This window comes from Franzmannia pantelleriensis (genome assembly GCF_900102875.1).
Taxonomy (GTDB): Bacteria; Pseudomonadota; Gammaproteobacteria; order Pseudomonadales; family Halomonadaceae; genus Franzmannia; species Franzmannia pantelleriensis.
Genome location: NZ_FNGH01000001.1, coordinates 186,098 through 209,969, shown reverse-complemented (window position 1 = coordinate 209,969; position 23,872 = coordinate 186,098). Strand labels below are relative to the sequence as shown.

Sequence of the window (23,872 nt, the reverse complement as noted above, 5' to 3'; positions counted from 1 at the left end):
AAAGGGTGGCGCGACGGCGGGTCTTACTGTGCCAGCCAGGCGTCGAAACGCTGGCTCAACTCATCGAGATAATCGGCCCAGAATTCGTCGTCCTTCTGAATCGCCGTGGCGAAGTTGGGCTCGTAGGTGGGCATATGCGGCGTCATCTCGATGCCGGTCTCGGCATGGGTCGAAACCAGGTCCGAGGAGGACAGGCGCGCCGGCCCGTAGGAGATGTACTGCGCCTGGTCGGCAAGCCGCTGGGTATCGGTAGCGAAGTAGAGATAGTCACGCACCTTATCGAGCTTGCCGGTGGGCACCACCCAGCCGTCCAACTCGAATACCTGAGCATCCCAGATGATATCGAACGGCTGATTCTCGCTGACCATGGCATCAAAGATGCGGCCGTTGTAGGCAGAAGCAAAGGCCACTTCCCGGTCGGCGAGCAGCTGCGGCGGCTGAGCGCCCTCTTCCCACCAGATCACGTTATCCTTGATGGTATCCAGCTTGGCGAAAGCGCGCTCGATGCCCTCTTCGGTCTCGAGCATGTCATAGACATCGTCGCGGTCGACCCCGTCGGCGATCAGCGCCCATTCCAGGTTGTTGATCGGACGCCGCATCAGCGCCCGCTGGCCGGGATAATTCTCGAGATCGAAGACATCCTCGATGGTACTCGGCTGACCATCCTCGGGGAACATCTCGGTATTGAAGCCCACGATGTTGGAGTAGACGATCGAGGCCACGAAGCACTCACCCAGCGCCCCGTCGACGAAATCCTCGCTGGGCGGGGTGCCGTCGGGCGCATCGGCCAGCAGCTCATCGTGGTCGAGGGGCTCGATCAGGCCCTCGGCGCAGGCGATCATGGCATCCGCCGGCAGCATATCGACCAGATCCCAGGTGACATTACCCGCCTGAGACTGCGAGCGCAGGCCAGCCAGGGCATTGGCACTGCGGTCGATATTGACGATCTCGTCGCCGGTCATTTCCATCCACGGCTCATGGTAGGCGCGCTCCTGACTCATGCTGTAGGCACCGCCCCAGGAGACGATATTCAGCGTCTGCTGCGCATGGGCGCTAACCGCTACAGCGAGTGCCGACAGACCTGCCACGGCAATGCCAGCCCCCTTGAGAGCACGATTGCGAGTAATGGGCTTCATAGAGATTCTCCGGTTGTTGTTGTTGCAGTTGCCGCCGGCACCGAAAGATGCCGCGATACGGCGATCTTGACTACCGCCCCTCAGGCATCCAGCGCGCGGCAGTCGGCGCTCGACCAGCCGACCTGAATCTGCTGGCCGGGGCGCATGACCCCAAAGCCCTGGGCATTGGGCGTCTTGAGAATGAAGTCTTCGTTGCCGCACACCGAGACTCGCGTGCGCAGGTGGTCGCCCAGGTAGATGACCTCCTGCACCGTGGCGGTAAACTGATTGTCGAACTGCTCCGCGGCATCGCCCCGCAGGATGCTGACTCGCTCGGGACGCAGCGACAGCGTGGTTCGCGAGCCTACGCCGCCCACCGCCACCGGCTTGGCAATTACCGTATCGCCGCTGTCGAGCTGCACCCTGCAATCGTCGCCGAGGCGCTCGCTGACCTCGCCGAGCAGGCGATTGTTCTCACCGATGAAGTACGCCACAAAGGCGTTTTCCGGTCGCTCGTACAGCTCGTCGGGAGACGCCAGCTGCTGTACCACGCCGTCATTGAAGACCGCGATGCGGTCGGACATGGTCAAGGCTTCAGTCTGGTCATGGGTGACGTAAATCATGGTCACCCCCAGGCTGGCGTGAATGCGCTTGATCTCGTACTGCATCTCTTCGCGCAAGTTCTTGTCCAGCGCCCCCAGTGGTTCGTCCATCAGCACCAGCTCAGGCTCGAACACCAGCGCCCGGGCCAGTGCCACGCGCTGCTGCTGCCCACCGGAGAGCTGCGCCGGGCGGCGATCGCCGAACTCTTCCAGCCGCACCATGGCCAGCGCCCGGGCGACCTTCTCCTTGATCTGCGCCTTGCTGAGATGACGCACTTCGAGCGGGAAGGCGAGATTCTCGGCCACCGTCATGTGCGGAAACAGCGCATAGTTCTGAAAGACCATGCCGATGCCGCGCTTGTGGGGCGGCAAGCCGCTGATCGGCTCGCCCTTGAGCAGAATCTCACCGTGGGTGGGTGTTTCGAAGCCAGCCATCATCATCAGGCAGGTCGTCTTGCCAGAACCGGAAGGCCCCAACAGGGTTACGAATTCGCCCTTGCGGATGTCGAGGTTGAAATCCTTGACCACCAACTCGACGCCGTCATAGCTCTTTTGAACATTGGTGAAACGTGCAAACGCATCGTCGACGCCTGCCTGGCCAGCACCCGCAGGCGTCGCCGACTGGGCTTCCAAGGTATCGGTCATGCCAGTTCCCTGAGTTTGTCGTTGTTTTGTAAAGCACTGCGTCGACATTAGTCGCAGGCGGGGTTGACCACAACCCCGGCAAGGGACAATCAACGTTGAATATTACCTGTGCTGCATTAATCCATTTTGACTAACGAACGCCTGTTTACATCTCGATACGAGCCCACCCACTGCCGCGTGATAGAATCAATTCCCAATCAGGCGATGTGAAACGCGTATATGCTCGACTGGCTCAAGCGCACAAAATTGCCCGACGTATGGGCCATCAAGCAGATCGATGATGATCTGCTGCATGTGTGTGGCCGTGGCGAGCTCGAGCCACGCGAGCGCCCCGCCAAGGCCTTACAGGCGCTGCAGGAGAACCGTTTCGAAGGCGCGATCCGCATGCACGACAGCGCCCTGGTGCTAAATGCGCGGCTGTTTGCCGCGCTCGCCCCCGTCGATGATCTCATCCTAAGGGGGCAGGACCGGGCCAAATGGTGTGACCGCCAGTATCGTCTCTCCTGGGTGCCACAGCGCTGCTGGGTCTATGAGGGCCGACTCACGTCTACCCTGACCCACGTGAACGGCGTGCCGCAGCATGTCAGCGTCGAGGACGTCTCGGCGATTCGCGACAAGGCCGCTTCCGCCGAGAGCGATGAAGCGAGTGTGCATTTCGCCTCACTCGAGGCGCGCGGAAATCTTCCCCCGCTCGACATGGGCCCCGACCGCCGTCGATGAGTGAAACCACCTTCACCGCTAAGCGTCCCGCACGTCGCATGACGCTGTTCATCTGCCTGATGATCCTGGTCGGGCTTAACCTGCGTCCGGCGCTATCGTCGCTGGCTCCCCTGCTTGGCCGCATCCAGCAGGACACCGGCCTTACTCCGCTGGGCGTTGGCGCCTTGACCACACTGCCGGTGCTGTGTCTCGGCCTATTCGCCCCGCTAGCACCGCGCCTTTCGCGCCGCATGGGAGCGGAACGCGCGCTATCTCTCGGTTTGCTGGTGCTCGCCGTAGCGCTTGCGGTTCGCGCCCTGCCCAGCCTATGGCTGCTGTTCCTCGGCACCCTGATGGTGGGAGGCGCCATCGGCGTCTGTGGCAGCTTGCTGCCCGGCCTGGTCAAGCGCGAACTGCCCCGCGGCGCCGACCTGATGACCGGCGTCTATACCATGGCGCTTTGCCTGGGGGGCGCCCTGGGTGCCGGAATCAGCATACCGCTGGCCGACCTGCTCGGCAGTTGGCAAATGAGCCTGGCCAGCTGGATGCTATTGGCACTGGCGGCGCTACTTGCCTGGCGACTCGGCATGCCTCAGTCACGCCCTGATTCGGCACCCACCCAACCACCCTCTCCTCCCGTGTCGCTACTCCACTCGCGACTGGCCTGGCAGGTCACCGGCTTCATGGGCAGCCAGTCGTCGCTGGCCTATATCGTGTTCGGCTGGCTGCCGGTATTGATGCAGCGCCGTGGCCTCAGCGAAGGCGAGGCCGGCTGGCTACTGGCGATGTCGGTGATGTCGCAGCTGCTGGCGGCGCTGGGCGCCCCCTGGCTGGCGCGCCTGGGCCGTGATCAGCGACTGGCAGCACTGGTACTGATGGCAACCAGCGCCGCCGGCCTCCTGATACTTCTGCTCGGCGCACTCGAGGCGCGCTGGCTAGGCGCCGCACTCTTGGGCATTGGCCAGGGCGGCAGCTTCAGCCTGGCGCTGACCTTGATCGTTCTGCGCAGCGGCACACACCAGTTGGCCGGGCAGCTATCGGGCATGGTTCAGGGTATTGGCTACTGCATGGCCGCCGCGGGGCCGCTGAGCGTCGGCCTGATGCTGCAGTTTGGGGCCGACAACCGGATGATCAGCCTGCTGCTGATGGTGATCATCACCATCGCCACGAGCTGCGCCATGCTCGCCGGTCGCCAGCGGCGGCTCGATATCGAACAGGGCCAACTGGTCACGCGCCGGGGACGGTGACACGCCGCTGCGACACCGCCACCCCAAGCAGGATCAGCGCCAGCGCCAGCAGATGATGCCAGGCCAGGCGCTCTGCCATGAACAGCGTCCCGATCATCACCGCCCACAGCGGGATAAGATAATTGATCAAAGAGAGAAAGGTCGGGCCGGCGGCGGCAATCAGCTTGAAATAGACCACGCTGCCTGCCGCCGTGCTCATCACCCCCAGCAATACCATCGCCCAGAGTGCTGCAGCGGACGGCTCAGGCATCGGCAGCGTTGCCTGCCAAACCGGTGCCAGTGCCATCGGCAGGGTCAACAGCATCGCCATCCCCAGCACCACCGCCGAGGTGGCATAGACGTCGCTCGTCGGCTTGCGCCGCGCAACGATGGTATTCACCGCATAGCAGATCGACGCCCCGAGCACCGCCAGTTGGGCCACCAGGGTTTCTCCCTGACCACCGAGCTCGGCCAGCGCCGAGGGGCCGATCAGGACCACAATACCCACGAAACCCACCACGAAGCCCGCCACCTTGTGGCGCGCCAAGCGCTCACCATCGATGAAAAAATGCGCCAGCACCAGCGTGACCAGCGGCATGGCTGCCATCAGAATGCCGGCCAGACCGCTGTCGATACGCTGCTGCCCCCAACTGATCAGCAGAAACGGCATGGCGTTGCCGATCACCGCAATCACCGCCATATAGGCCCATACCCGCCGCCCACGAGGTAGGCCCCGCCGCCATAGCAGCAGCAAGGTCCCCAGCAACAGCGCCGCCACCGCATTGCGGCCCATCACCACCATTGGTGGGGTCAGCTGTGCCACCGCGATACGCGTCAGGGAGAACGAGCTGCCCCATAGCATTACCAGACTGATCAGCAGCCCCCAATGCGACCAGGGGCGTCCCGCCGGTGACACCTAGACCAAGCGCCAGGGAAGCGTCTCGCCGGCCATCAGCGGCACGATCGTGCTGCCGTCGGCATAGGCCAGGGTATCGGGTAGCTGCCACTCCTCGCGAATCAGCGTCGCCTGTCGAGAATTGCGGGGCAGGCCGTAGAAATCCGGCCCATGGTGGCTGGCGAAGCCTTCCAGCTGGTCGAGCTTGCCGGCCTGCTCAAAGGCCATAGCGTAGAGCTCAATGGCCGCAGGCGCAGTGAAGGCCCCCGCACAGCCACACGCCGACTCCTTGTCACCGCGAGCGTGGGGCGCGCTATCGGTGCCCAGGAAGAACTTGCTGTTGCCCGAGGTCGCCGCCGCCAGCAGCGCATCGCGATGCCGCTCACGCTTGAGCACCGGCAGGCAGTAATAGTGCGGCTTGATGCCGCCGACCAGCATGTGATTACGGTTGAACAGCAAGTGGTGAGCAGTGATGGTGGCGGCAATATTGGCCGACGACTCTCGCACGAAACTCACCGCATCCTCGGTGGTGATGTGCTCGAACACCACCCTGAGCTGCGGAAAGCGGATCAACAACGGCGCCATCACTCTCTCGATGAACACTGCCTCGCGATCGAAGATATCGATCTCGGGGCTGGTCACCTCGCCGTGCACCAGCAGTGGCAACCCTACCCGCTCCATGGCCTCGATAGCCCGTGAGCAGTGATCGATATCGGTGACCCCCGAGTCGGAATTGGTGGTCGCCCCGGCCGGATATAGCTTGACCGCATGTACGATACCGCTGGCCTTGGCCCGTTCGATCTCTTCTGCCGGCGTATTGTCGGTGAGATACAGCGTCATCAACGGCTCGAAGTCGCTGCCTTCGGGCAGCGCCGCCAGGATGCGGTCGCGATAGGCGCGAGCCTGTTCGGTGGTCGTCACCGGCGGCGTGAGGTTGGGCATGATGATGGCGCGGCCGCACTGGCGCGCAGTGTAGGCCACCACCGCAGCCAGGGCGGCTCCGTCGCGCAGGTGCAGGTGCCAGTCGTCAGGTTGGGTAAGGGTAATCTGGGTCACGGGCGAACCTTGGGCTAATGAATGAATATCGCCAGGCGATTGCGCGCCATAGTATAGCGACAAACACCTTCCAAGTGGCGCACTGCCAAGGGCGAGACACGTCGATCTCAACAGAGAGTTGATCCAGGCGAATGTCCCTGGACACTGCAACACACGCCATATAATCACACAAAATCAATAAGTTAAAATTTCATTGCCCGCCCAAAAACACATTTTGTTACCAATAATTAACACTTTGAGCACAAAACACCATTCCGGCTTGCCATAGGCCCTACAGCCCTTGAGTACACAGTTGCAGCGCCACGCTCTCCAGACTTTGTATCTTATCTGTTACACAATGATGTTACGCAAAAAACAAAATCTCTTTTAAAAACAACAACATAAAAGTTGGCATGGCGATTGCTATATCTATAGCGAAAGAAAGATAAAACGCAGCGTCACCGATTGCCAGCGAGTAACGGACATGACAACAGCACAGTCACAGTACAGCCAGGCACTCGCCCTTAGCCCTTGGGCACACAGCATATGTGGCTTTGCCGCAAAGCCAACGCTGCTTGTAACCGCCGCGGCACTACTCGTCGCGCTGCAGGGCCTGGCTCCACTCGCCGCTAACGGTGATCCGCGTAATCACCTGGACGTGATGCAAGAGGTGACTGTCACCAGCGGGACGCAGCTGGAAGCCTTTGATGAAGGACTGCGTATAGCCCCGATCAGCGATGGGCAACTCGAGCAGATTCGTGGTCGCTTCGCGGTAAGCAGTGATATTCGCAGCGTGGAAAGCGATGGCGTCATTCTTTGGGATGAACGACCGGGAGCCAAAGGAACAACGGGACCCAATGGTCAGCAACGCTCGGTGGGTCAACAAAATCAGCAGCGTCAAACCATGACCACCAGCCGGAGCAAGTAATGATGAACATGAAGGCTCATCAACAAGAAAACTGGTGCAAGCGTGATAAGGGGCAGGCTGGTCAAGGGGCTTTCGTTCCAGCAATGGCAATCGCAGCGCTGGTAATGGCTTTATCAAGCAGTACGGCCTTTGCCCAGCAGGTTGAGAGTCCCGATATGCAGCATCAGCATTCCATATTCAGCAGTTATCGTGCGGCATCAATGATAAGCGGTAACGCGCTGAGTAATGTCAGTGGCGCCATCAATATCAACATCGCTGCTGGCGATAGCAATTTGCAGAGCAATTCCGGTGCCATCGCAGTCGGCAAACATGCCGTCGCCGAGAACATCGTCGTACAACGTGTAATTTCGAACAGTTCCCTGTCGCCAGACAAGGCCACCGCCACCATTTCCGGCAATGCATTGAATAATGCCAGCGGATGGGTGTCGGTCAACCAGGCGGCAGGGATACAGAATGCGCAGAGCAATACGTTGAGTGTGGCTCTGGGCATCCGTGGCAGCACCTTGACCAACGACAACATGAGTCAGGTGGTGTCCGGCCAGCAGGAACCGACGGGGGATCAGGAAAGCTCATCGACATCGCAGCGCCAAGTCGGCATTGAAGGCCAGGCGCTAAGCGGTAGTCGGGGGGTAGTCCAGGTCAACCAGTCGGCAGGAAGGGGAAACGCGACGAGCAATAATGTCGGTATGCGCATGTCGCTCGACTAAGCCGCAGCGTTCAATGACAAACAGTATGATCCGGTTCATTCAGGAGAAATACCATGAAAACGTTCAACAAAGCACCTCTGGCTATGGCGGTTGCACTTTCTGCTATGCTCGGCTCCAGCGCAGCCCTTGCCTTTAACTGGCCTCCTGCCCCTCAAGAGCCTGAAGGGAACTCTTTCGAGACCAATAGCTCGATTGACTCTACTGTTGATAACGATATCGATGTCAGCCTGAGCTATGATGCCGACTACCGCCTGGACGTCGATGTGAAAGGAACGGTCAGAACCTATGATCGCTACTACACCGGCGCCGTAATCGACAGCAAACAATTGAATGATAACAACGAGGTCAACAACACCAAGACCAATAACGATGCCGCAATTGGGGACAACGTATTGCGCGACGCCCAAGGCAACATTGGTGCCAACGTGGCCGCCGGCGACAATAACCAGCAGGCCAACGATGCAGCACTGGCCAGTTCCGATGCGAAGATGGTATTTGCCAAGGCTGATAACTACAGCTTCCAATCTTCTTCCAACAACAATACCAACAATATCGGCACCCAGAACGATGCCTCCATGGGCGGTAACTCGCTGGCGAATGCAAGCGGCAACATCGGTGTCAACGTAGCCGCGGGTGTGGGCAACACCCAGCAGAACAGCTTTGCCGCTGCGGTGGGTAAAAACGGCAGCTCCAATGCCACCACCGGTGGCGTACAAGCGTCGTATAACAACGTGACAGATAACGACCTCTATGCCGTTGCCCCCACCTGCGGTTTCTATGGCTGCGTCGGCGGATTCGTTCAGGTGACGAATAACGATGCTTCAATGAGTGGCAACACTCTGCAAGGCGCCTCAGGTAATATCGGGGCTAACGTGGCTGCAGGCACTGGCAACATGCAACGCAACACCCTGTCAGTCGCTCACTCATCTCGCCCTGCCTCAAAATAATAATTAGGCACAGCGTGATGATGGAACCCGGCCTCAGGGCCGGGCTCCACTCAGCGAGGGGATATTTATGCGCCTGGTCAGCCTTACAGTAGCAGTAGCGGCACTGCTTATTATCTACCAGCCAGCTATCTCTTTTGCAGCCCCAGCACGGTTTGGCAACGTCGTGCCTGGCACCATGATTAAAAAAGAAGTCCAATCGATCCGTGAGCGACGCTTCGAAAACCTGATTGAACAGCAGACAGATTTTTCATGCGGCGCGGCCTCCATTGGGACAATTCTTAAATATGCCTATGGCTGGAGTGATGTCACTGAGGAAACCATCCTCGAGGGCATGCTTGAAGTCGCCGACCCTGACACGGTGAGAAATCTTGGTTTTTCACTGCTGGATCTTCGCAACTATGTCGAAACACTAGGCTTACGTGGTCGAGGCTATGAAATAAGCGATGATGACCTGGACGAAGTCTCCATCCCGGTTATCGTACTACTCGATCTGGACGGATATCAGCACTTTGTCGTAATGAAAAAGGCGCGTGGCGACAGAGTCTATATTGGTGATCCTGCACTGGGCAATAAGGTGATGTCACGTGAGGATTTCTCAAAATCGTGGAACAATATCATTTTTGCAGTCGTAGGTGATGGCTTCGACCCTTCAACGGTGTTACTCAACCCGAGACAACCCTTGACCGCGCACCGCCTCACCGATGTTTTCTCGCCAGTACCTAAACAGCAACTCCTCGACTTTGGTTTTAGACACTCCGAAGTTTTCTAGCATATAAGACTCCTCCATGAGGACAAGACAATGATACTCAAGGGGAATATACACAAAGGATGGCTGGCCATAGCTGGGTCGGCTTTCTTATTCACCATAGCCTACGGGGAGACGGTCCAGGCATCGACGTCTGCGACTGACTATGATGCCGCTGTCTATCAGCAGTCGCGACAACTGGACGATAATGAACTGGCGGGCCTGCGCGGGCGCTTCGTGGATGGCAACAAGGTGCTCTTCTTTGGCGTCGAAATGTCAACAGCCTGGCAGACGCCATCCGGCGAATCGCTACACGCCAGCGCCAATCTCCAACTGGACTTCAGCGCTAAGACGCCCAAGGCGAGCTTTACCCCACACATTACCTCGACCAGCAGTGAAGCACTCGCAGCTGCCAATGGTCATCAGGGAAACGGCTCGGTGATAACCACCATGGACATGGGAAGCAGCAAGGGCGTCATGCAGGTCATTCAGGCAGGCGGCGATTTCAATGTAGCCGGAAACGACTTCCAGTTCGACGTCTCGACCCGTCGTCCCACTAGCCAAGCCAGTGGCGGCAACGGCCAAGGCCACCTTGAAACCGATGCAGGTAGCATGGTCTCCATCACCCGCGACGCCAATGGGCTGGGTATGAGCATGACAATACCCAACCAGGGTAGTGTCAATCAGGCGATCCGCGCCCGCCAGGGGCTGCACCAGTCGGTGCAACTCACCAGTGACCACCAGCAAGTGCACAACCTTACCCGCATGCATCTACAGATCGCACGTGACAGCGGTGGTGTATCTAACCAAGCGGTAAAGCGTATGATTGAATCCACCAGAGATCTGGGAGGGCTGTGATCAAAAACTCACCTGTCATAATGGTTTTTCCATACAGGCCGATTGCATCGGCCTTTTCTTTTTCGGGTGTAAAGTGGCTATCATGCTGCTACGCTCAGCCGTAGCAGAAGAGCATGACATTCACTGCTGACGGTATATCAAGGGAAAAATCAGGAACGTATCTCATTTAGGGGAATGATAATGATGACACAAGGCCCTCTGCTTGGACTCAACCGTGGCGCAGCTTCTCTGACTTTGCTCAGTCTCGCCGCCTTGCCAGCAGCGGCAATCGCCCAAAGTCCCCCGCCACAAGAGGGTGAGGTCGTCCGCGAGGCCCAACCCAGCCAGAGCGTACAGAATGTCTTGAGGGAAGAGCATGCCCTGTTCTCGGATCGGTTGACTATCGAGCCGGGCATCAGCTATTCGTATTCGGATCGCAGCCAGCTTGCACTAAGCGGCTTCCTGGTGTTGGACGCCATTTTTCTTGGCAATATAAGCGTCGATACCGTAGAACTGCATACCACCACGTTTGATCTAAGCACGCGCTACGGCGTGAGTGATCGTTTGGAATTCGAACTCAACCTTCCTTATGTTTATCGCTCCAGCAACTACCAGACCATTGGTGCGGACGGCTCTACCGAAGATAGCGTAGAAACATCCGTCAGCGAAGGTGGGATCGGCGATGTCAGCGCCACCATGTTTTATCGCATGCTGCCAGAGACCAATAGCCGCCCCGATATCGTATGGAATCTGGGGGTTCGTGCCCCGACTGGCAAGGACCCCTATGGAATTCCAACACGTGAAGTAGTAGATGGAAGTGAGGGGAATCTGCAGGTACCCACAGAGCTACCTACCGGCAATGGCGTATGGGGCGTATCGACCGGTTTCTCTTTCCTGAAAACACTCGACCCGGCGATCGTATTTGCCAATGTCGGCTATACGCATAATATTGAGCGCAGTTTTGATAACATCTCAAGCGGTGAAGACACCGTTTCAGCAGATATTGATCTCGGCGACTCTTATCGCTTTGGCTTCGGCACGGCCTTTGCATTGAATGAGCGCTTTAGCCTATCCATGTCGTATAGCCATCAGTACAGCCAGAAATCCAGAATAACCCAGGACGGCGAGAGTCGATCAATCGTCGGTAGCGACGCGACAGCAGGTTCGGTGAACTTTGGCGCAACATACGGATTGAATAACAACACATCCGTTATCACTAATGTTTCGGTAGGCTTGACTGATGATGCTCCAGATCTGGTATTGAGCTTCCGGATGCCTTTCCAACTCTGACTGCTGCCAACGTCACATGCTATGTTAGGCCATTTAGCGTAAATGGCCTAATTTTTTCAGCTTACAACGTCCTCGCTCTTTTCATGCTTACCTAAACCGTGCTTCTCCAACAGGCGATAAAGTGTCACTCTTGAAATTCCGAGTTCATCCGCTGCATTCTTCACCTTTTTCTTGTTACGCATCAGTGCTGAAATCAGCACGTTATATTCAGCGGCATCTCGGGCCTGCTCCAAGGTCATTCGCTGCCTGCAGCTGGTACGTCGATCAAGCCCTAGATCAGATGCTTTTATCAAACGTTTATCGCACATCACCATTGCGCGCCTGACACGATTAATGAGTTCCCGGATATTTCCGGGCCAATGATACTGACGCATGATCGTCAGGGCCTCCAGGCTAAAGCCTTTAAGCTGTGCAGATTTCTCATCCGAGAATTTATCGAAGAAAAACTTAGCCAGCACCTCAATATCATCCTCACGCTCACGCAATGCGGGGATATTGATTTGTAAAACATTTAGTCGGTGATAAAGATCCTCGCGAAAACGCCCTTCTTCAACGGCCTTTTCCAGGTTGACATGGGTAGCAGCGAGCACTCTGACATCCACCTCTATATCTTCTCTACCACCCACTCGCTGAATTCTATGATCTTCAAGAAAGCGTAATAAGTTGACTTGCAAATCAAGCGGCAAATCCCCTATTTCATCCAGGAAAAGCGTCCCTCCATTAGCACTTTCTATGCGGCCCAACGTCCTTTGATTTGCACCGGTAAAGGCACCCTTTTCATACCCAAAAAGCTCCGATTGCACCAGGTTGGCTGGCAAGGCTCCACAGTTGACCGCCACAAACGGCCCAGCAGCTCGACGTGAGCGCTCGTGAATGGCATGTGCCGCCAGCTCTTTGCCTGTACCAGACTCCCCACAGATGAAGACCGGCGCATCAACAGCCGAGACTCGCCTAATAGTGTCGAACATCTTACGCATACAAGCCGTTGTTCCCACCATTTCATACTCATCGCCGGCCAGCGTGTCGGAACACTCAGCTGCAGTCTCTACATACTCTATATCGGCCATTTTTTTCGCATGACGTATCAGGCAAGCAACGTCATAAAGATTGTACGGCGCTTCATGAAATGCAAAAAAGTTTCGGGTGACCAACCCTCTTGCATCTCCATGTTCAATGACAGAAGGTTCTATCAATCCTATCCACGGCATTTTCTTGGTCAGCGACTGACTCGTATTGACAAACGCCTCCAGATCATCTGAATTACGCAGCTGCGCAACGCCCACACCAATTAGCGATAAATCCATGTCTTCTGCTGCTTCATTCAAGCAGCCACTCTTCACGATATACTTAACCTGGACAAGGTTTTCTTCCAACCCCTCCACTATATCGCGAGCCTCAGGTTTTGATGACAAAAACAAAGCTATGTCAATTATATTTTCCATCACATGACTTCCCTTATGACCAAAACCTTTACCGCAGACTTTCGCCATACTCCATATTGTCATTACGTCCGCGCAATATCATTGTGGGTATCAAATTATCATTAGCCCAATTCACAGCCTGCATACGATTACTTACTTTTATCTTTTTAAATATATTATAAATATGCGACTTTACCGTACACTCAGTAATGCAAAGCTTATTGGCTATTACTGAATTAATATATCCCCTCGCCACTAGGCTCATAATTTCCATCTCACGGTGCGTTAGACCACATGGAGGCCTCGCAGTACTCACTCTCCGCTGGCGATAATAATCGATGACATTAGCCATCAGCTGTCTTGACATCCAAAAATCACCATCCAGTAATAGCTGTACTCCTTTACAAATAGAGCTTGAAGAACTATTGCGATAGAACACGCCATGCGCATGAAGACTTTTTATCACATCCATAGCATGCTCTTCATCTTTAAGGTTGATGATTGCAACCATGTATCGCTGCGAATTCACCGCCATTGCATACCAATCATGCACGAGAGGGTCAGGCACATGGTCGATGTCGATCAGCAGCACACAGCGGTCCGCTGTGTGCTGATACAGATCATCGCTGGGTAACATGATATCCGTATGACATCCCAACTGTTCTGCCATGTAATCGACGAATATATGTGACTGGGGGTTGGGGTTGGTCACTAGCACTACAGTATTATTAATTTTATTCATCATCCCGTCCTGGCTATGTAATGATGACCACTACAATGGAGTGGCGGGCTTGAACACCAACGAATGACTACCCGTAACCTTGGCTTACACAGCCGGCATTGTAAAGTATGGTTACAAAAAAGATGCATGCAATGACGTCGCTACTGCAGCTCTCTATATAAAACAAACAGTTAACGCATAACCTTATACTTATAATATAAGAATGTTTGGAAGTATGATAATGAGTATAAACTCATACTTTTTTATCGTATTACCCACCTTTATGGGGCCTGCGTTCCTACTGCCCCATGTCTGCTACCATGGCTGATTTGCTCTCAAGGACCCCTAGATGCCCGCCTCCGTCGCCGCTCGCCCTTCGCTCAAGGCCGACGCATTGCTGCTCTCGGTCACCCTGATGGCCGCGGCCGGCTGGATCTTCTCAAAAGAAGCCCTCGAAGGACTGCCGCCACTGCTGTTCATCGGCACACGCTTTCTACTCGCTGCCCTGCTGCTAGGCGCCGTGGGCTGGCGCTCCATGCTTGCCCTTGATGCTGGCCAGTGGCGCCAATCATGCGCGGTAGGCGGGCTATTCATTGGCGCAATCACCCTTTGGGTGCTGGGGGTAGATGCTTCTCGGCACCTCGGCGAAAGCGCCTTCATCAACAGCCTATGGATCCTGATGGTGCCGTTCATGGCACGTTTCCTGTTTGGCGACCGCCCATCCCCCGCCACTTGGCTGGCGCTGCCCGTGGCGATACTCGGCTTTGCCTGTCTATCGCTTAACAACGGCTTTCGCGTTGAACCCAGCCAATGGCTGTTCTTGACCTCGGCAACGCTGTTCGCGCTGCTGTTCAACGTCAATAGCCAGGTCGTCAAACGAGTCCCACCGCTACCTTTCACGATCATTCAAATGATGGTGCTAGGCATCGGTATGACGTTGATGTCAGCGCTCAGCGAACCCTGGCCGAGTGCCGTGACCTCCCCCACCCTTGGCTGGCTATTGGCTAGCGTGATCATCGCCAGCGTGATGCGCTTCTGGGTGCAGCTTTATGCTCAACGGCTTACCAGCTCCAGTAACGGTGCAGTGATCATGATGCTCGAAGCGATCTGGACCGCACTGCTGGCCGCGCTATGGTTTGGCGAAACCATGAGCCCGCTGCAGTGGCTAGGCTGTGCGCTTATCTTTACCGCGCTGTTGATCAATCGCTGGCACTGGATACGTCGGTTATGGCATAAACGCCCGGCAATATGAGATAGGCTGGTAACTATGAGCGAGCACAGGACACAAGAATGTTAGCGGTACGCACATCGGGCGACTTCGTGGCCCTGCTCGAGGGCGCCATCTGGCTGCTGCTGGCATGGTCGGCCAGCTATTCGGCGGCGATTGGCGAACCGCTGCCCAGCGTCGCCATGCTCAGCATCGCCGGCACCCTGGTGTTCGTCTGCTGGGCGCATCGGCCGTTTCGCCTCACGCTACAGCGCTACCGTATCCGTCGGCGGCGCACTGAAATGCTGATGCATATCATTGCGCTGCCGCTGCTGCTGGCGCTATTCTTCGGCGTACTGATCGAGAGCCTGCTGACACCGCTCAGCGGCCAGCAGAAGATGCTGATGTATAACGTCCTGGCGACCTCAGGTTGGCTGGTCTTCGCCTTGACGCTGTTGATCAAGTACCTGATGTTCCGCCTGAGGTCTCGCTGAGGGTGGCGGCGGTTGGCAGGGATGTCTGAAAACGACTAAGGTAGTAGCACTGTGTCGCCACCTTGCGACCCGCCACAGCCAGATTGAGTTATCCATGAATGCTCTGCATCGTCGCCACCTTATCCGCTACGCGCTGATACCCAGCATGGCCTTGGCCATGGGTGTCGCGCTGGCCGACGATGACGCCATGCCCACTCAAGGCGACATGCCTATCCAGTACAGTGGCGATTTCACCGAACTCGCTACCTTGGATAACGGCGTGGTGCTGGAAGGTGCCGAGCTGGCGATGCCCGACGGCGCCACTTCCGGCTTTCGCCTGCTGGCGGGCTACCTGCTGCCCAGGCTGCCACGGATAGGCGTCGGCGCCGAAGTCACCTACCTGGTCACCGATGAGACACCCACCGCCATAGAGAATGAGTCGGTACTGCTCAACACCACCAGCCTGCAGGGCGCGGTAACGGCTGGGCTGCACCTGGGCAGGTTCAGCCTGTTCGCCAAATCCGGCCTTGCCGATTGGAGCGGTGATCTCGAAACCACCCTGGCCGGCAGCGACGCACAGGAAGTCGACATGGCCATGGGCGGCACTGCCCAGATCCACGGCTTCGGCGCGCGCCTGACTTTCACGCCGCGTACCGTCGCGCATCTGCAGTATGAGCGCATCGACGCGCCGCGCCTGGAGCACCTCAACCTCACCACCGCCAAGATTGCCTACCACTTCTAGTCACTCACTTACCTACCCCCCCATCGCGGCTGAAGCCGCTCCTACACTAACCTTCGCGCTAGCCCCAGTGTAGGAGCGAATTCATTCGCGATGCAGCGCGCAGCGCTGCCCGACCAATCCATCACGGCTAACGCCGCTTCTTATATTGCCCTTGGCGCCATACTTGCCACCCCTCATAGATGAATGATCACCTCGACACGGCGGTTCTTGGCGCGCCCCTCGGTTGAGTTGTTGCTGGCCAACGGACGCGTATCGCCGAAGCCCACTGCCCGTAGCCGCGAGGGCGATACCCCTTCGTCCGCCAGATAGCGCAGGATTGCCGTGGCCCGCGCGCTGGATAGCTCCCAGTTGGAGGGAAACTGCGGCGTGTTGATCGGCCGACTATCGGTATGCCCCTCCACCGAGACATCGCCTTCGTGACGCTGGATCAGCGCCACCAGGCTTTCGATGACATCGCGACCGCCACCGGTCAATTCCGCCTCGGCGGTGGAGAACAACAGGTTGTCCTCAACCCGCAGGCTGATGCCCTCGGCCACTCGGGAGACCTCCACCCCATCGAGATCGGGCAGATGCGGCGCCTCGGCAAGGCGCTGTTCGAGGGTTTCGGCCAGCGTCGTGGCCACCGCCACCGCCTCGGGATCAACCTCGCGAGAGCGTTCCGGCGCGGTATCTGTGACAACCACCACCATCTCGTCGAGGGGAACATCCAGATTGGCGCCGTTAGCCGCCACCACGTGCGGTGTCGGTTGCGATGACGGCGGCTGCCAATCGGCCATCATCGGTTCGGCCGGAAACGGCCTGGCTGGCGTCGGCGGCTCGGGGACGGGTTCTGCGCGGCGCGCCACGCCCAAGGCCACGACCACTGCCGCAGGGTCAACGCTGGACACAGCACCGTTCAAATAGGGACGCTGAGCCGGCATCGCGGCGACCATCGCCTCGGGGAGCGGCACACCGATGGCCGAGGCCGGCTGGGCGTCTAGCTCGGTATACAGTGTCACCGGATCAGCCTCGGCGTCGCTGTCGCCGAAGCGGAACGACAGGGCAAACAGCAGCACGAACAGCGCCACCAGCAGCGTCATTACATCGATATAGCTGACCATCCAGCCGCTGCTCGACTCACTATCGCCGCCGTCCTCGAGCAGCGCATCATAGCGTGAGGCCTTAGGCATGCTTGCGAGGCCTCAGGGCGAAGGTCAGGCGTCGACCGGTCTTCTCCATCGGTTCGTCGAGCACCTCATCATCACGCAGCTCATCGTGGTGATTGGCCATGAACGACTTGAGCGTCTCCTCGATGAACGACGGCAGCCGGCGGCGGGACATCAACGATACGCCTTCGAGCACCATGTTCATGGCGATCAGGCGCTCTTCGGTGCGACGCTCGAGCTTCACCGCAATCGGCTTGAACACCAGGTTGGCCAGCACGATGCCATAGAAGGTGGTCAGCAGGGCCACCGCCATCTTCTCACCGATCACCCCGATCTGATCGGTATCCATCACCTCGAGCATGTTGACCAGCCCCACCAGGGTGCCGATCATGCCGAAGGCCGGCGCGTAGAGCGCCATGGTGCGAAAGATCTGCGCCTCCGCCCGCTCGCGGGCCTTCATGCGTGCCACCCGCCAGCGCAGCAGGTCGAGGATCTCCTCCTCGCGGGTATTGTCGATCACGAGTTGCACACCGGTACGCAGGAAGGGGTTGCGAACGTCGCTCTCCAGGGCCCGTTCCACGGCATGGATATCGCCCTTGAACCACAACCGTGACAGCCGCACCAGCTCTTGGACATCCTCCTGCACGCGGCTGTTCTCGCGCCGAAACACCAGCGCCACCAGCCGCACGACCCGCACCACTTCCTTGAGCGGGTAGCTGATGAACGTCGCTGCCAGGGTGCCGGTCAACACGATGGCCAACCCCGGCAGGTTGATAAAGCTGGCCGCCGACTCGGCGCTCAGCAGGAGGACACTGGCCAGCATCAAGATACTGGCGGCGATGCCGATAAGCGTGGAAGGATTCATGCGCTCGCCCGTAGTAGATGACTCAAGAGAGACGTCGTTCAAGTTGCCATGATACCTATCGCGCAATCCGCCAAAGCGCAGAAAAGCCGCTATTCACGCGGCTACTCTGACGTTGGGCACGACCTCGCCGGCCGGACGAGGTCCGAGATCAACCAGTAACGATGGCAATCGCAGGCATTTCAGATGCTCATCCGCCTGCAGCAGTCACCATGCTACGATCGTCTTACAGCTAACAACCACACCGCTGGGGACATGACAATGCAACGCATTTCGAACACGTTACTGGCTTCAACGATCGCTATCACCGCCTCATTGGGCCAAGCCCATGCCAATGACATCGTGGTCGGCGGCCTCAATTATACCGAACACTTGCTGCTCACCTCCGCCACCACGCAGTACCTCGAGCACCACGGCTATGAGATCGACCAGCGCGAGGGGCTCGGCACCAGCGTGCTACGCCAGGCCCAGGAGAATGGGCAGGTCGATCTGTACTGGGAATACACCGGCAACTCGGTGATTCTTTTCAACGACCAACCCCAGCCCGAAAACGCCGAGGAAACGTACCGCATCGCCAAGGAGCTGGACGCCGAGAAGGGATTGGTATGGCTCGACCCTACCGATACCAATAACACCTACGCCCTGGCGATGCGCGAAGATGACGCCGAGAGCCGCGGCATCGCGACCATGAGCGACCTGGCCGATGCACTGAATGCCGGTGAAGAACTCGTGCTCGCCTCGAATGCCGAATTCTATGCACGTGATGATGGCCTGCGACCGCTACAGGAAGCGTATGGCTTCGAGTTTCCGCGCAACCGCGTCAGACGCATGGACTCAGGCCTCACCTACAACGCCCTGCGCGATGGAAACGCTGACGTGGCGCTGGTATTCGCCACCGACGGCCGGAATGGTGCCTTCAATTTCCGCGTACTCGAAGACGACCAGGCGTTCTTCCCCGTCTATGCCCTGGCGCCGGTGGTCCGTGAAGACACACTAGCCGAATATCCCGAACTGGAGGGACTGCTCAACGCCATGGCCGCGACGCTCAACGATGACCTGCTCATCGAGCTCAACAGTCGTGTCGATGTCGAGGGTGAGGAAATCGAGCGCGTGGCGGCCAGCTACCTGGCTGAACATGGTCTTATCGACTAATCATCACCCCATGCCCGGGGGCGCTGCTACACGCACCGCCCCCTGACCATCAGCCACGGCCAAGAGTCATCACGCTATGTTCCCCAGCGGTGCACAACCCGATAGCCGCGCAGTACACGAATTCCCCCAGCCGATTACCGAAACGCCCAACCTGTGGATCCCCCTCCCCGACGGCACACGCTTGGCAGCACGCGTATGGCGTCCCAGCGAGGGCCCACCGGTACCGGCCATCATCGAATGCATTCCCTATCGCAAGCGTGATGCCACCAGCATCGACGATGAACGCACGCACCCCTATTTCGCCGGTCACGGCTATGCGGCGCTGCGGATCGATCTGCGCGGCAGCGGCGAATCCGATGGCGTGCTCGAGGATGAATACCTGCCCCAGGAGCAGGACGACATCATCGCCGCGATCGCCTGGATCGCCGAGCAGCCCTGGTGCAGCGGCCAGGTAGGGATGATGGGCATCTCCTGGGGGGGCTTCAATTCGCTGCAGGTGGCGTCACGCCAACCACCCGCCCTCAAGGCCATCATTGCCGTGGGCGCCACCGTCGATCGCTACCATGACGACGTACACTACAAGGGCGGCTGCATACTCAACGAGAACTTCGGCTGGGCCGCCACCTCGCTGTCGTTCATGTCACGGCCGCCCGACCCCGCGTTGCGCGACGACTGGCGGGAACAGTGGCGACATCGTCTGGCGCACCAGCCCTTCGTTGCCGAAAACTGGTTTGCGCATCAGACCCGCGACGCCTACTGGCAGCACGGCTCTGTGTGTGAAGATTATCGCCGCCTCGAGACGCCGATCATGGCCGTCACGGGCTGGGCCGATGCCTACGTCAACTTCGTGGCCGAGCTGATGGAGCACGCCAGCGGCCCACGCCTCGGCATCGTGGGTCCCTGGCCACATGCCTATCCGCATGTCGCCATGCCCGGCCCGACCATCGGCTTTCTACAGGAAGCCCTGCGCTGGTGGGATCACTGGCTGAAAGGCCAGGACAGCGGCATCATGGATGAGCCTCGCTATCGGGTCTATTGCCAGCAATTTTCCGACGCAAACCCCAATAGCCTGCACACCCCGGGACACTGGCTGGGCGAATCCAGCTGGCCAACACCCAACGTGGCCGATACGACGTACACCCTGGGCAACGCCAGCCTCCACGCCGCGCCACCCGATGAGGCGCCGCCGGCAACGCTGACGCTGAGCGCCCCGGCCGACAACGGCCGCCAGTGTGGCGAGTACATTCCCCACTGCAGCGGGCCGGAAATCGCCGGCGATCAGCGCCAGGACGATGCCCACTCGCTGATCTTCGACACACCACCGCTGGCCGAGGCCATGACCCTGCTGGGCCGACCACGCCTCAAGCTGCGCGTCAGCGTCGACCAGCCCCAGGCCAACCTCATCGTCAGACTCTGCGACGTCTCACCGACAGGCGTCTCGCAGCGCATCAGCTACGGTGTACTCAACCTCTGCCATCGCCGCAGCCACAGCGAGCCCGAGGCGGTGCCCTGCCATACCGCGATGGATGTCGAAGTAGCGCTCAACCAGGCCTGCCACCGGCTAACGCCCGGCCATCGCCTGCGCGTCTCGGTCACCACCGACTATTGGCCGCTGATCTGGCCCAGCCCGCGCCCGGTTACCCTGACGCTCTATCCCGGCGCATCAGCGCTGCATGTGCCCGAACGCCGCTCACCTGCGATCGAGATGCCCGTGCACTTTGCGCCAGCCGAGCATTCCGGGCCCCCACAGAGCCGACAGACGCGTCAAGGCAGCCATCGTCGCGATGTGGTTCATGCCCTCGCCGACGGACACACCCGCCACGAGATCGTCGATGACTTTGGCGAGGTCGCCTACGACCACGGCCTGATCAACACCGCCAGCGCCGATGAACACTACCACATCGACCCGCGCCGCCCGGACACGGCGCGGATGAGCAAGAGCTGGACCCAGCACTTCAAGCGCGATGACTGGCAAGCCCACACCACCACCTGGGCCGAGCTGCGCTGCGATGCTGAGTGGTTCTATCTAGAGGCCCGCCTGGAGGCCTTCGAGAACGGCGAGCGTTTCATCGACCGCCGCTGGATCACCCGACGCAAGCGGCACCATGTCTAACCATTCAGGGGCCAGCGATTCAGGCGTCCCGATCACGCTGCAGCCGGCGCGCCATCAGCGATGCCACCAGCGGCGTATCGGCATCGCGATGGGTGGGCATGGCAAAGCGCGCCGCCTCGATATCCGCCATGTCGAGGTCAGCCGTGACGACGCCAACCCCATCCTCCGCCCGCGCCACGACCTGGCCGCGGGCATCGACGATACAGCTGCCGCCCCAGAACCAGGCCCCGCTCTCCGCACCATAGCGGTGAGCCATCACCAGCGGCGTGCCATATACCATCGCGTAGAAGCACAGGCACGCCTGCCAGTTGGCGGCGTCGTCGAAATCACCGTCGACCATGCCGGTGGCCGAATTGATCGAGGTCAGCAGCACATCGGGGCGCTCGAGCATGGCCGCGTGCACCACGCCGGGATTCCAAAGGTCGGCGCAAATGGTCACACCACAGGCCAGCCCACGCGTGCTCACCTGGGTGAGACGCTGCCCCTTGCTGAACACCTTGCCCTCTTCATGCCCGCCATAGGTGCACAGATTGATCTTGCGATGCACCGCCAGCACCTCACCGTGCTGCAAGCAAGCCACCGCATTGGCATATTCGCCGCGCCCGATGCGCTCGACGAAACCGACCACCGCCAGCATCTCGCCCGCCTCCCGCGCCAGCCCCAACAAGCGTGGATCATCCGCCGCCATCGCCACCGCAGGGACCCGCTCGCCGAGGTCGTACCCGGTCAGCGACAGCTCCGGGAACACCAGCACATCGGCCTGCTGCGAGCGGGCTTCGCCGATCAGTTCACGATGTACCGGCAGATTGGCCTCGACGTCGCCCAGTTCACAATTCATCTGAGCGACAGCGACACGATAGCCCGCAGCGGGGTGGCTCATGGCAGGATTCCTTCAAAGAGCTGGCGAATAAGGCCCTTGTCTTACCACGCCAGGCCGCCAGGCGTCACTCACCGATACCAGGGACGACTCTCACCATGCGCGCCAATGACATGAATCTCGCACCGCTCGACTGGATGCTCAACGTCGATCTGGGCGCCCTGGGCGACGCGCATCTGGCCCAGGCCAAGCGCGCGCTGCTCGACACCCTCGGGGTGGCCGCCGGCGCCAGCCGCACCCCCCTGGCCAGGCACGCCGAGCGCTACGTCGTCAGCCAGCACGGCGGCGGCCGCCCGCTGCTGTTCTCCAACGCCACGGCATCCGCCTCCGGCGTTGCCCTGCACGGCGCCTGGATGATCGATGCCCTCGATGCCCACGACGGCCAGGTCCTTACCAAGGGGCACTGCGGTGTGGCACTGGTGCCGGGCATCATGGCACTCCCGGAAGCGGAGAAACTCTCCGGCCGCGAACTGCTCGGACTGCTGGCGATGGGCTACGAGGTGGCGACCCGCGCCGGCATCGCCCTGCATGCCAGCGCCTGCGACTACCACACCTCCGGCGCCTGGAATGCCATCGGCGTGGCCGCCATCGCCGGCAAACTGCTGCGGCTCGATCGCCAGCGTCTTCACGAGGCACTCGGCATCGCCGAGTTCTACGGCCCGCGCAGCCAGATGATGCGCTGCATCGACCACCCCACCATGGTCAAGGATGGCTCGGGCTGGGGCGCTCAGGCCGGTATCGCCGCGGCACTGCTGGCCCAGGACGGCTTCACCGGCGCCCCGGCCGTCACCGTGACCGGCACTGATGCCGCACAGCATTGGCAGGACCTCGGCAGCCGCTGGTACCTGCACGAACAGTATTTCAAGGCCTACCCGGTGTGCCGCTGGGCCCAGCCGGCAGTGGAAGCCGTGCTCGAACTGGCCCAACGTGGCATCGAGATCGATGCGATAGAACGCATCACCATCACCACCTTCCACGAAGCCAAGCGGCTACACGTCGTTCATCCCACCTCCACCGAGCAGGCGCAATACAGCCTGCCCTGGTCGGTCGCCTGCGCGCTGGGTTTTGGCACCCTCGATGTGCATGCCGTCACCGACGCCCTCGACGACCCGTGGATCAAGGCGCTGGCAGAACGCATCGAGCTGGTCGAGAACGAGACCTTCAACGCGCGCTTTCCCGCTGAACGCTGGGCGCAAGCCAGCCTCGAGATGCGCGATGGCAGCCATCATCACAGCCAAGAGCACGAAGCCCGCGGCAATCCCCACAACCCCCTTGGCGATGACGAACTGGCTCAGAAATTCCATGCCCTGGCCGCACCGGCCATCGGCCAGGCCCACGCTGCAGAACTGCACGATGCGATCATGACGCTTGAATCGCGGTCGGCTAAGCACCTGCTGGAGCGACTCTAAAACGCGTCGCGACTCGCCAGATTGATGAGCAACTCGCGAATATTGTCTTCTGTCGGCAGTCCACTTGCCTCGCTTGATG

Annotated in this window: 23 protein-coding genes; 14 read left to right on the top strand and 9 right to left on the bottom strand. The window is 59.3% G+C overall.

What is annotated here, in order from left to right; genetic code table 11:
• Positions 1–23 precede the first annotated feature (23 nt).
• On the bottom strand, positions 24–1,136 hold the full coding sequence (locus BLT16_RS00780) for an extracellular solute-binding protein (RefSeq protein WP_089656587.1): 1,113 nt from the start codon (positions 1,134–1,136) through the stop codon (positions 24–26).
• Between the two features lie 80 nt (positions 1,137–1,216).
• Positions 1,217–2,362 (bottom strand): ABC transporter ATP-binding protein, encoded by a 1,146-nt coding sequence (locus tag BLT16_RS00775; protein WP_089656586.1) that lies wholly within the window; start codon positions 2,360–2,362, stop codon positions 1,217–1,219.
• Positions 2,363–2,581: 219 nt separating this feature from the next.
• On the opposite strand from BLT16_RS00775, the gene BLT16_RS00770 reads away from it, so the two are divergent.
• Both BLT16_RS00770 and BLT16_RS00765 read left to right on the top strand, forming a co-directional pair.
• Positions 2,582–3,082, top strand: coding sequence for a hypothetical protein (locus BLT16_RS00770; RefSeq protein WP_089656584.1), 501 nt, complete (start codon positions 2,582–2,584; stop codon positions 3,080–3,082).
• Positions 3,079–4,308 carry an MFS transporter gene (locus BLT16_RS00765; RefSeq protein WP_245701381.1) on the top strand — a complete coding sequence of 410 codons (1,230 nt, stop codon included), beginning with the start codon at positions 3,079–3,081 and terminating at the stop codon, positions 4,306–4,308. Before BLT16_RS00770 ends, BLT16_RS00765 begins: the two co-directional genes overlap by 4 nt.
• Here BLT16_RS00765 and BLT16_RS00760 read toward each other — a convergent pair.
• Entirely contained in the window at positions 4,289–5,203 is a 915-nt protein-coding gene (locus BLT16_RS00760; protein ID WP_143025018.1) for a DMT family transporter, read from the bottom strand. The genes BLT16_RS00765 and BLT16_RS00760 overlap by 20 nt on opposite strands.
• Positions 5,204–6,238 carry a dihydroorotase gene (gene pyrC, locus BLT16_RS00755; RefSeq protein WP_089656580.1) on the bottom strand — a complete coding sequence of 345 codons (1,035 nt, stop codon included), beginning with the start codon at positions 6,236–6,238 and terminating at the stop codon, positions 5,204–5,206. It lies immediately after the preceding gene.
• Positions 6,239–6,701: 463 nt separating this feature from the next.
• Between pyrC and BLT16_RS20480 the strand changes: the two genes are divergently transcribed.
• The 6 genes from BLT16_RS20480 to BLT16_RS00725 all read left to right on the top strand — a co-directional run bounded on the left by BLT16_RS20480 (position 6,702) and on the right by BLT16_RS00725 (position 11,671).
• On the top strand, positions 6,702–7,145 hold the full coding sequence (locus tag BLT16_RS20480; RefSeq protein WP_143025017.1) for a hypothetical protein: 444 nt from the start codon (positions 6,702–6,704) through the stop codon (positions 7,143–7,145).
• Positions 7,145–7,852, top strand: a complete 708-nt coding sequence (locus BLT16_RS00745; protein ID WP_089656577.1) for a hypothetical protein — start codon at positions 7,145–7,147, stop codon at positions 7,850–7,852. The genes BLT16_RS20480 and BLT16_RS00745 overlap by 1 nt, the downstream gene beginning before the upstream one ends.
• A gap of 53 nt (positions 7,853–7,905) precedes the next feature.
• A complete protein-coding gene (locus BLT16_RS00740) occupies positions 7,906–8,799 on the top strand; it encodes a hypothetical protein (protein WP_089656575.1) in 894 nt (297 codons plus the stop codon).
• Positions 8,800–8,866: 67 nt separating this feature from the next.
• Positions 8,867–9,568: a C39 family peptidase gene (locus tag BLT16_RS00735; protein ID WP_089656574.1), complete on the top strand. Its 702-nt coding sequence runs from the start codon at positions 8,867–8,869 to the stop codon at positions 9,566–9,568.
• Between the two features lie 30 nt (positions 9,569–9,598).
• A complete protein-coding gene (locus BLT16_RS00730; protein ID WP_089656572.1) occupies positions 9,599–10,402 on the top strand; it encodes a hypothetical protein in 804 nt (267 codons plus the stop codon).
• Positions 10,403–10,582: 180 nt separating this feature from the next.
• Positions 10,583–11,671, top strand: a complete 1,089-nt coding sequence (locus BLT16_RS00725) for a transporter (RefSeq protein WP_245701380.1) — start codon at positions 10,583–10,585, stop codon at positions 11,669–11,671.
• A gap of 56 nt (positions 11,672–11,727) precedes the next feature.
• On the opposite strand, the gene BLT16_RS00720 is transcribed toward BLT16_RS00725, so the two are convergent.
• A complete protein-coding gene (locus BLT16_RS00720) occupies positions 11,728–13,161 on the bottom strand; it encodes a sigma-54 interaction domain-containing protein (protein ID WP_245701379.1) in 1,434 nt (477 codons plus the stop codon).
• On the bottom strand, positions 13,142–13,834 hold the full coding sequence (locus BLT16_RS00715; protein WP_176817125.1) for a LuxR C-terminal-related transcriptional regulator: 693 nt from the start codon (positions 13,832–13,834) through the stop codon (positions 13,142–13,144). The genes BLT16_RS00720 and BLT16_RS00715 overlap by 20 nt, the downstream gene beginning before the upstream one ends.
• Positions 13,835–14,162: 328 nt before the next feature.
• Between BLT16_RS00715 and BLT16_RS00710 the strand changes: the two genes are divergently transcribed.
• From BLT16_RS00710 to BLT16_RS00700, 3 genes are all read left to right on the top strand, one after another.
• The gene (locus BLT16_RS00710) at positions 14,163–15,065 is read left to right on the top strand and encodes a DMT family transporter (protein WP_089656569.1); all 903 of its coding nucleotides are present in this window, start codon (positions 14,163–14,165) and stop codon (positions 15,063–15,065) included.
• A 38-nt stretch (positions 15,066–15,103) separates the two neighbouring features.
• The gene (locus tag BLT16_RS00705; RefSeq protein WP_089656568.1) at positions 15,104–15,514 is read left to right on the top strand and encodes a hypothetical protein; all 411 of its coding nucleotides are present in this window, start codon (positions 15,104–15,106) and stop codon (positions 15,512–15,514) included.
• Between the two features lie 94 nt (positions 15,515–15,608).
• Entirely contained in the window at positions 15,609–16,235 is a 627-nt protein-coding gene (locus BLT16_RS00700) for a hypothetical protein (protein WP_089656566.1), read from the top strand.
• A 173-nt stretch (positions 16,236–16,408) separates the two neighbouring features.
• Here the strand turns inward: BLT16_RS00700 and BLT16_RS00695 are convergent, their stop codons facing one another.
• Positions 16,409–17,404 carry an OmpA/MotB family protein gene (locus BLT16_RS00695; protein ID WP_089656564.1) on the bottom strand — a complete coding sequence of 332 codons (996 nt, stop codon included), beginning with the start codon at positions 17,402–17,404 and terminating at the stop codon, positions 16,409–16,411.
• Positions 17,397–18,245 carry a motility protein A gene (locus tag BLT16_RS00690; protein WP_089656562.1) on the bottom strand — a complete coding sequence of 283 codons (849 nt, stop codon included), beginning with the start codon at positions 18,243–18,245 and terminating at the stop codon, positions 17,397–17,399. Before BLT16_RS00690 ends, BLT16_RS00695 begins: the two co-directional genes overlap by 8 nt.
• Positions 18,246–18,503: 258 nt before the next feature.
• Between BLT16_RS00690 and BLT16_RS00685 the strand changes: the two genes are divergently transcribed.
• Both BLT16_RS00685 and BLT16_RS00680 read left to right on the top strand, forming a co-directional pair.
• Positions 18,504–19,394 (top strand): glycine betaine ABC transporter substrate-binding protein, encoded by an 891-nt coding sequence (locus BLT16_RS00685; RefSeq protein ID WP_089656560.1) that lies wholly within the window; start codon positions 18,504–18,506, stop codon positions 19,392–19,394.
• Positions 19,395–19,470: 76 nt separating this feature from the next.
• Positions 19,471–21,507, top strand: a complete 2,037-nt coding sequence (locus tag BLT16_RS00680; RefSeq protein ID WP_089656559.1) for a CocE/NonD family hydrolase — start codon at positions 19,471–19,473, stop codon at positions 21,505–21,507.
• Between the two features lie 19 nt (positions 21,508–21,526).
• Here the strand turns inward: BLT16_RS00680 and BLT16_RS00675 are convergent, their stop codons facing one another.
• Positions 21,527–22,387, bottom strand: coding sequence for a nitrilase-related carbon-nitrogen hydrolase (locus tag BLT16_RS00675; RefSeq protein ID WP_089656557.1), 861 nt, complete (start codon positions 22,385–22,387; stop codon positions 21,527–21,529).
• 95 nt (positions 22,388–22,482) lie between these two features.
• On the opposite strand from BLT16_RS00675, the gene BLT16_RS00670 reads away from it, so the two are divergent.
• On the top strand, positions 22,483–23,793 hold the full coding sequence (locus BLT16_RS00670) for an MmgE/PrpD family protein (protein ID WP_245701378.1): 1,311 nt from the start codon (positions 22,483–22,485) through the stop codon (positions 23,791–23,793).
• Positions 23,794–23,872 lie beyond the last annotated feature (79 nt).

Coding starts and splice junctions, on each gene's coding strand:
- BLT16_RS00745 (WP_089656577.1), top strand. CDS start 7,145: ATGATGAACATGAAGGCTCATCAACAAGAAAACTGGTGCAAGCGTGAT.
- BLT16_RS00670 (WP_245701378.1), top strand. CDS start 22,483: ATGCGCGCCAATGACATGAATCTCGCACCGCTCGACTGGATGCTCAAC.
- BLT16_RS00765 (WP_245701381.1), top strand. CDS start 3,079: ATGAGTGAAACCACCTTCACCGCTAAGCGTCCCGCACGTCGCATGACG.
- BLT16_RS00685 (WP_089656560.1), top strand. CDS start 18,504: ATGCAACGCATTTCGAACACGTTACTGGCTTCAACGATCGCTATCACC.
- BLT16_RS00705 (WP_089656568.1), top strand. CDS start 15,104: ATGTTAGCGGTACGCACATCGGGCGACTTCGTGGCCCTGCTCGAGGGC.
- BLT16_RS00675 (WP_089656557.1), bottom strand. CDS start 22,387: ATGAGCCACCCCGCTGCGGGCTATCGTGTCGCTGTCGCTCAGATGAAT.
- BLT16_RS00690 (WP_089656562.1), bottom strand. CDS start 18,245: ATGAATCCTTCCACGCTTATCGGCATCGCCGCCAGTATCTTGATGCTG.
- BLT16_RS00710 (WP_089656569.1), top strand. CDS start 14,163: ATGCCCGCCTCCGTCGCCGCTCGCCCTTCGCTCAAGGCCGACGCATTG.
- BLT16_RS00735 (WP_089656574.1), top strand. CDS start 8,867: ATGCGCCTGGTCAGCCTTACAGTAGCAGTAGCGGCACTGCTTATTATC.
- BLT16_RS00680 (WP_089656559.1), top strand. CDS start 19,471: ATGTTCCCCAGCGGTGCACAACCCGATAGCCGCGCAGTACACGAATTC.
- BLT16_RS00730 (WP_089656572.1), top strand. CDS start 9,599: ATGATACTCAAGGGGAATATACACAAAGGATGGCTGGCCATAGCTGGG.
- BLT16_RS00700 (WP_089656566.1), top strand. CDS start 15,609: ATGAATGCTCTGCATCGTCGCCACCTTATCCGCTACGCGCTGATACCC.
- BLT16_RS00740 (WP_089656575.1), top strand. CDS start 7,906: ATGAAAACGTTCAACAAAGCACCTCTGGCTATGGCGGTTGCACTTTCT.
- BLT16_RS00715 (WP_176817125.1), bottom strand. CDS start 13,834: ATGAATAAAATTAATAATACTGTAGTGCTAGTGACCAACCCCAACCCC.
- BLT16_RS00720 (WP_245701379.1), bottom strand. CDS start 13,161: ATGGCGAAAGTCTGCGGTAAAGGTTTTGGTCATAAGGGAAGTCATGTG.
- BLT16_RS00725 (WP_245701380.1), top strand. CDS start 10,583: ATGATGACACAAGGCCCTCTGCTTGGACTCAACCGTGGCGCAGCTTCT.
- BLT16_RS00780 (WP_089656587.1), bottom strand. CDS start 1,136: ATGAAGCCCATTACTCGCAATCGTGCTCTCAAGGGGGCTGGCATTGCC.
- BLT16_RS20480 (WP_143025017.1), top strand. CDS start 6,702: ATGACAACAGCACAGTCACAGTACAGCCAGGCACTCGCCCTTAGCCCT.
- BLT16_RS00695 (WP_089656564.1), bottom strand. CDS start 17,404: ATGCCTAAGGCCTCACGCTATGATGCGCTGCTCGAGGACGGCGGCGAT.
- BLT16_RS00770 (WP_089656584.1), top strand. CDS start 2,582: ATGCTCGACTGGCTCAAGCGCACAAAATTGCCCGACGTATGGGCCATC.
- BLT16_RS00775 (WP_089656586.1), bottom strand. CDS start 2,362: ATGACCGATACCTTGGAAGCCCAGTCGGCGACGCCTGCGGGTGCTGGC.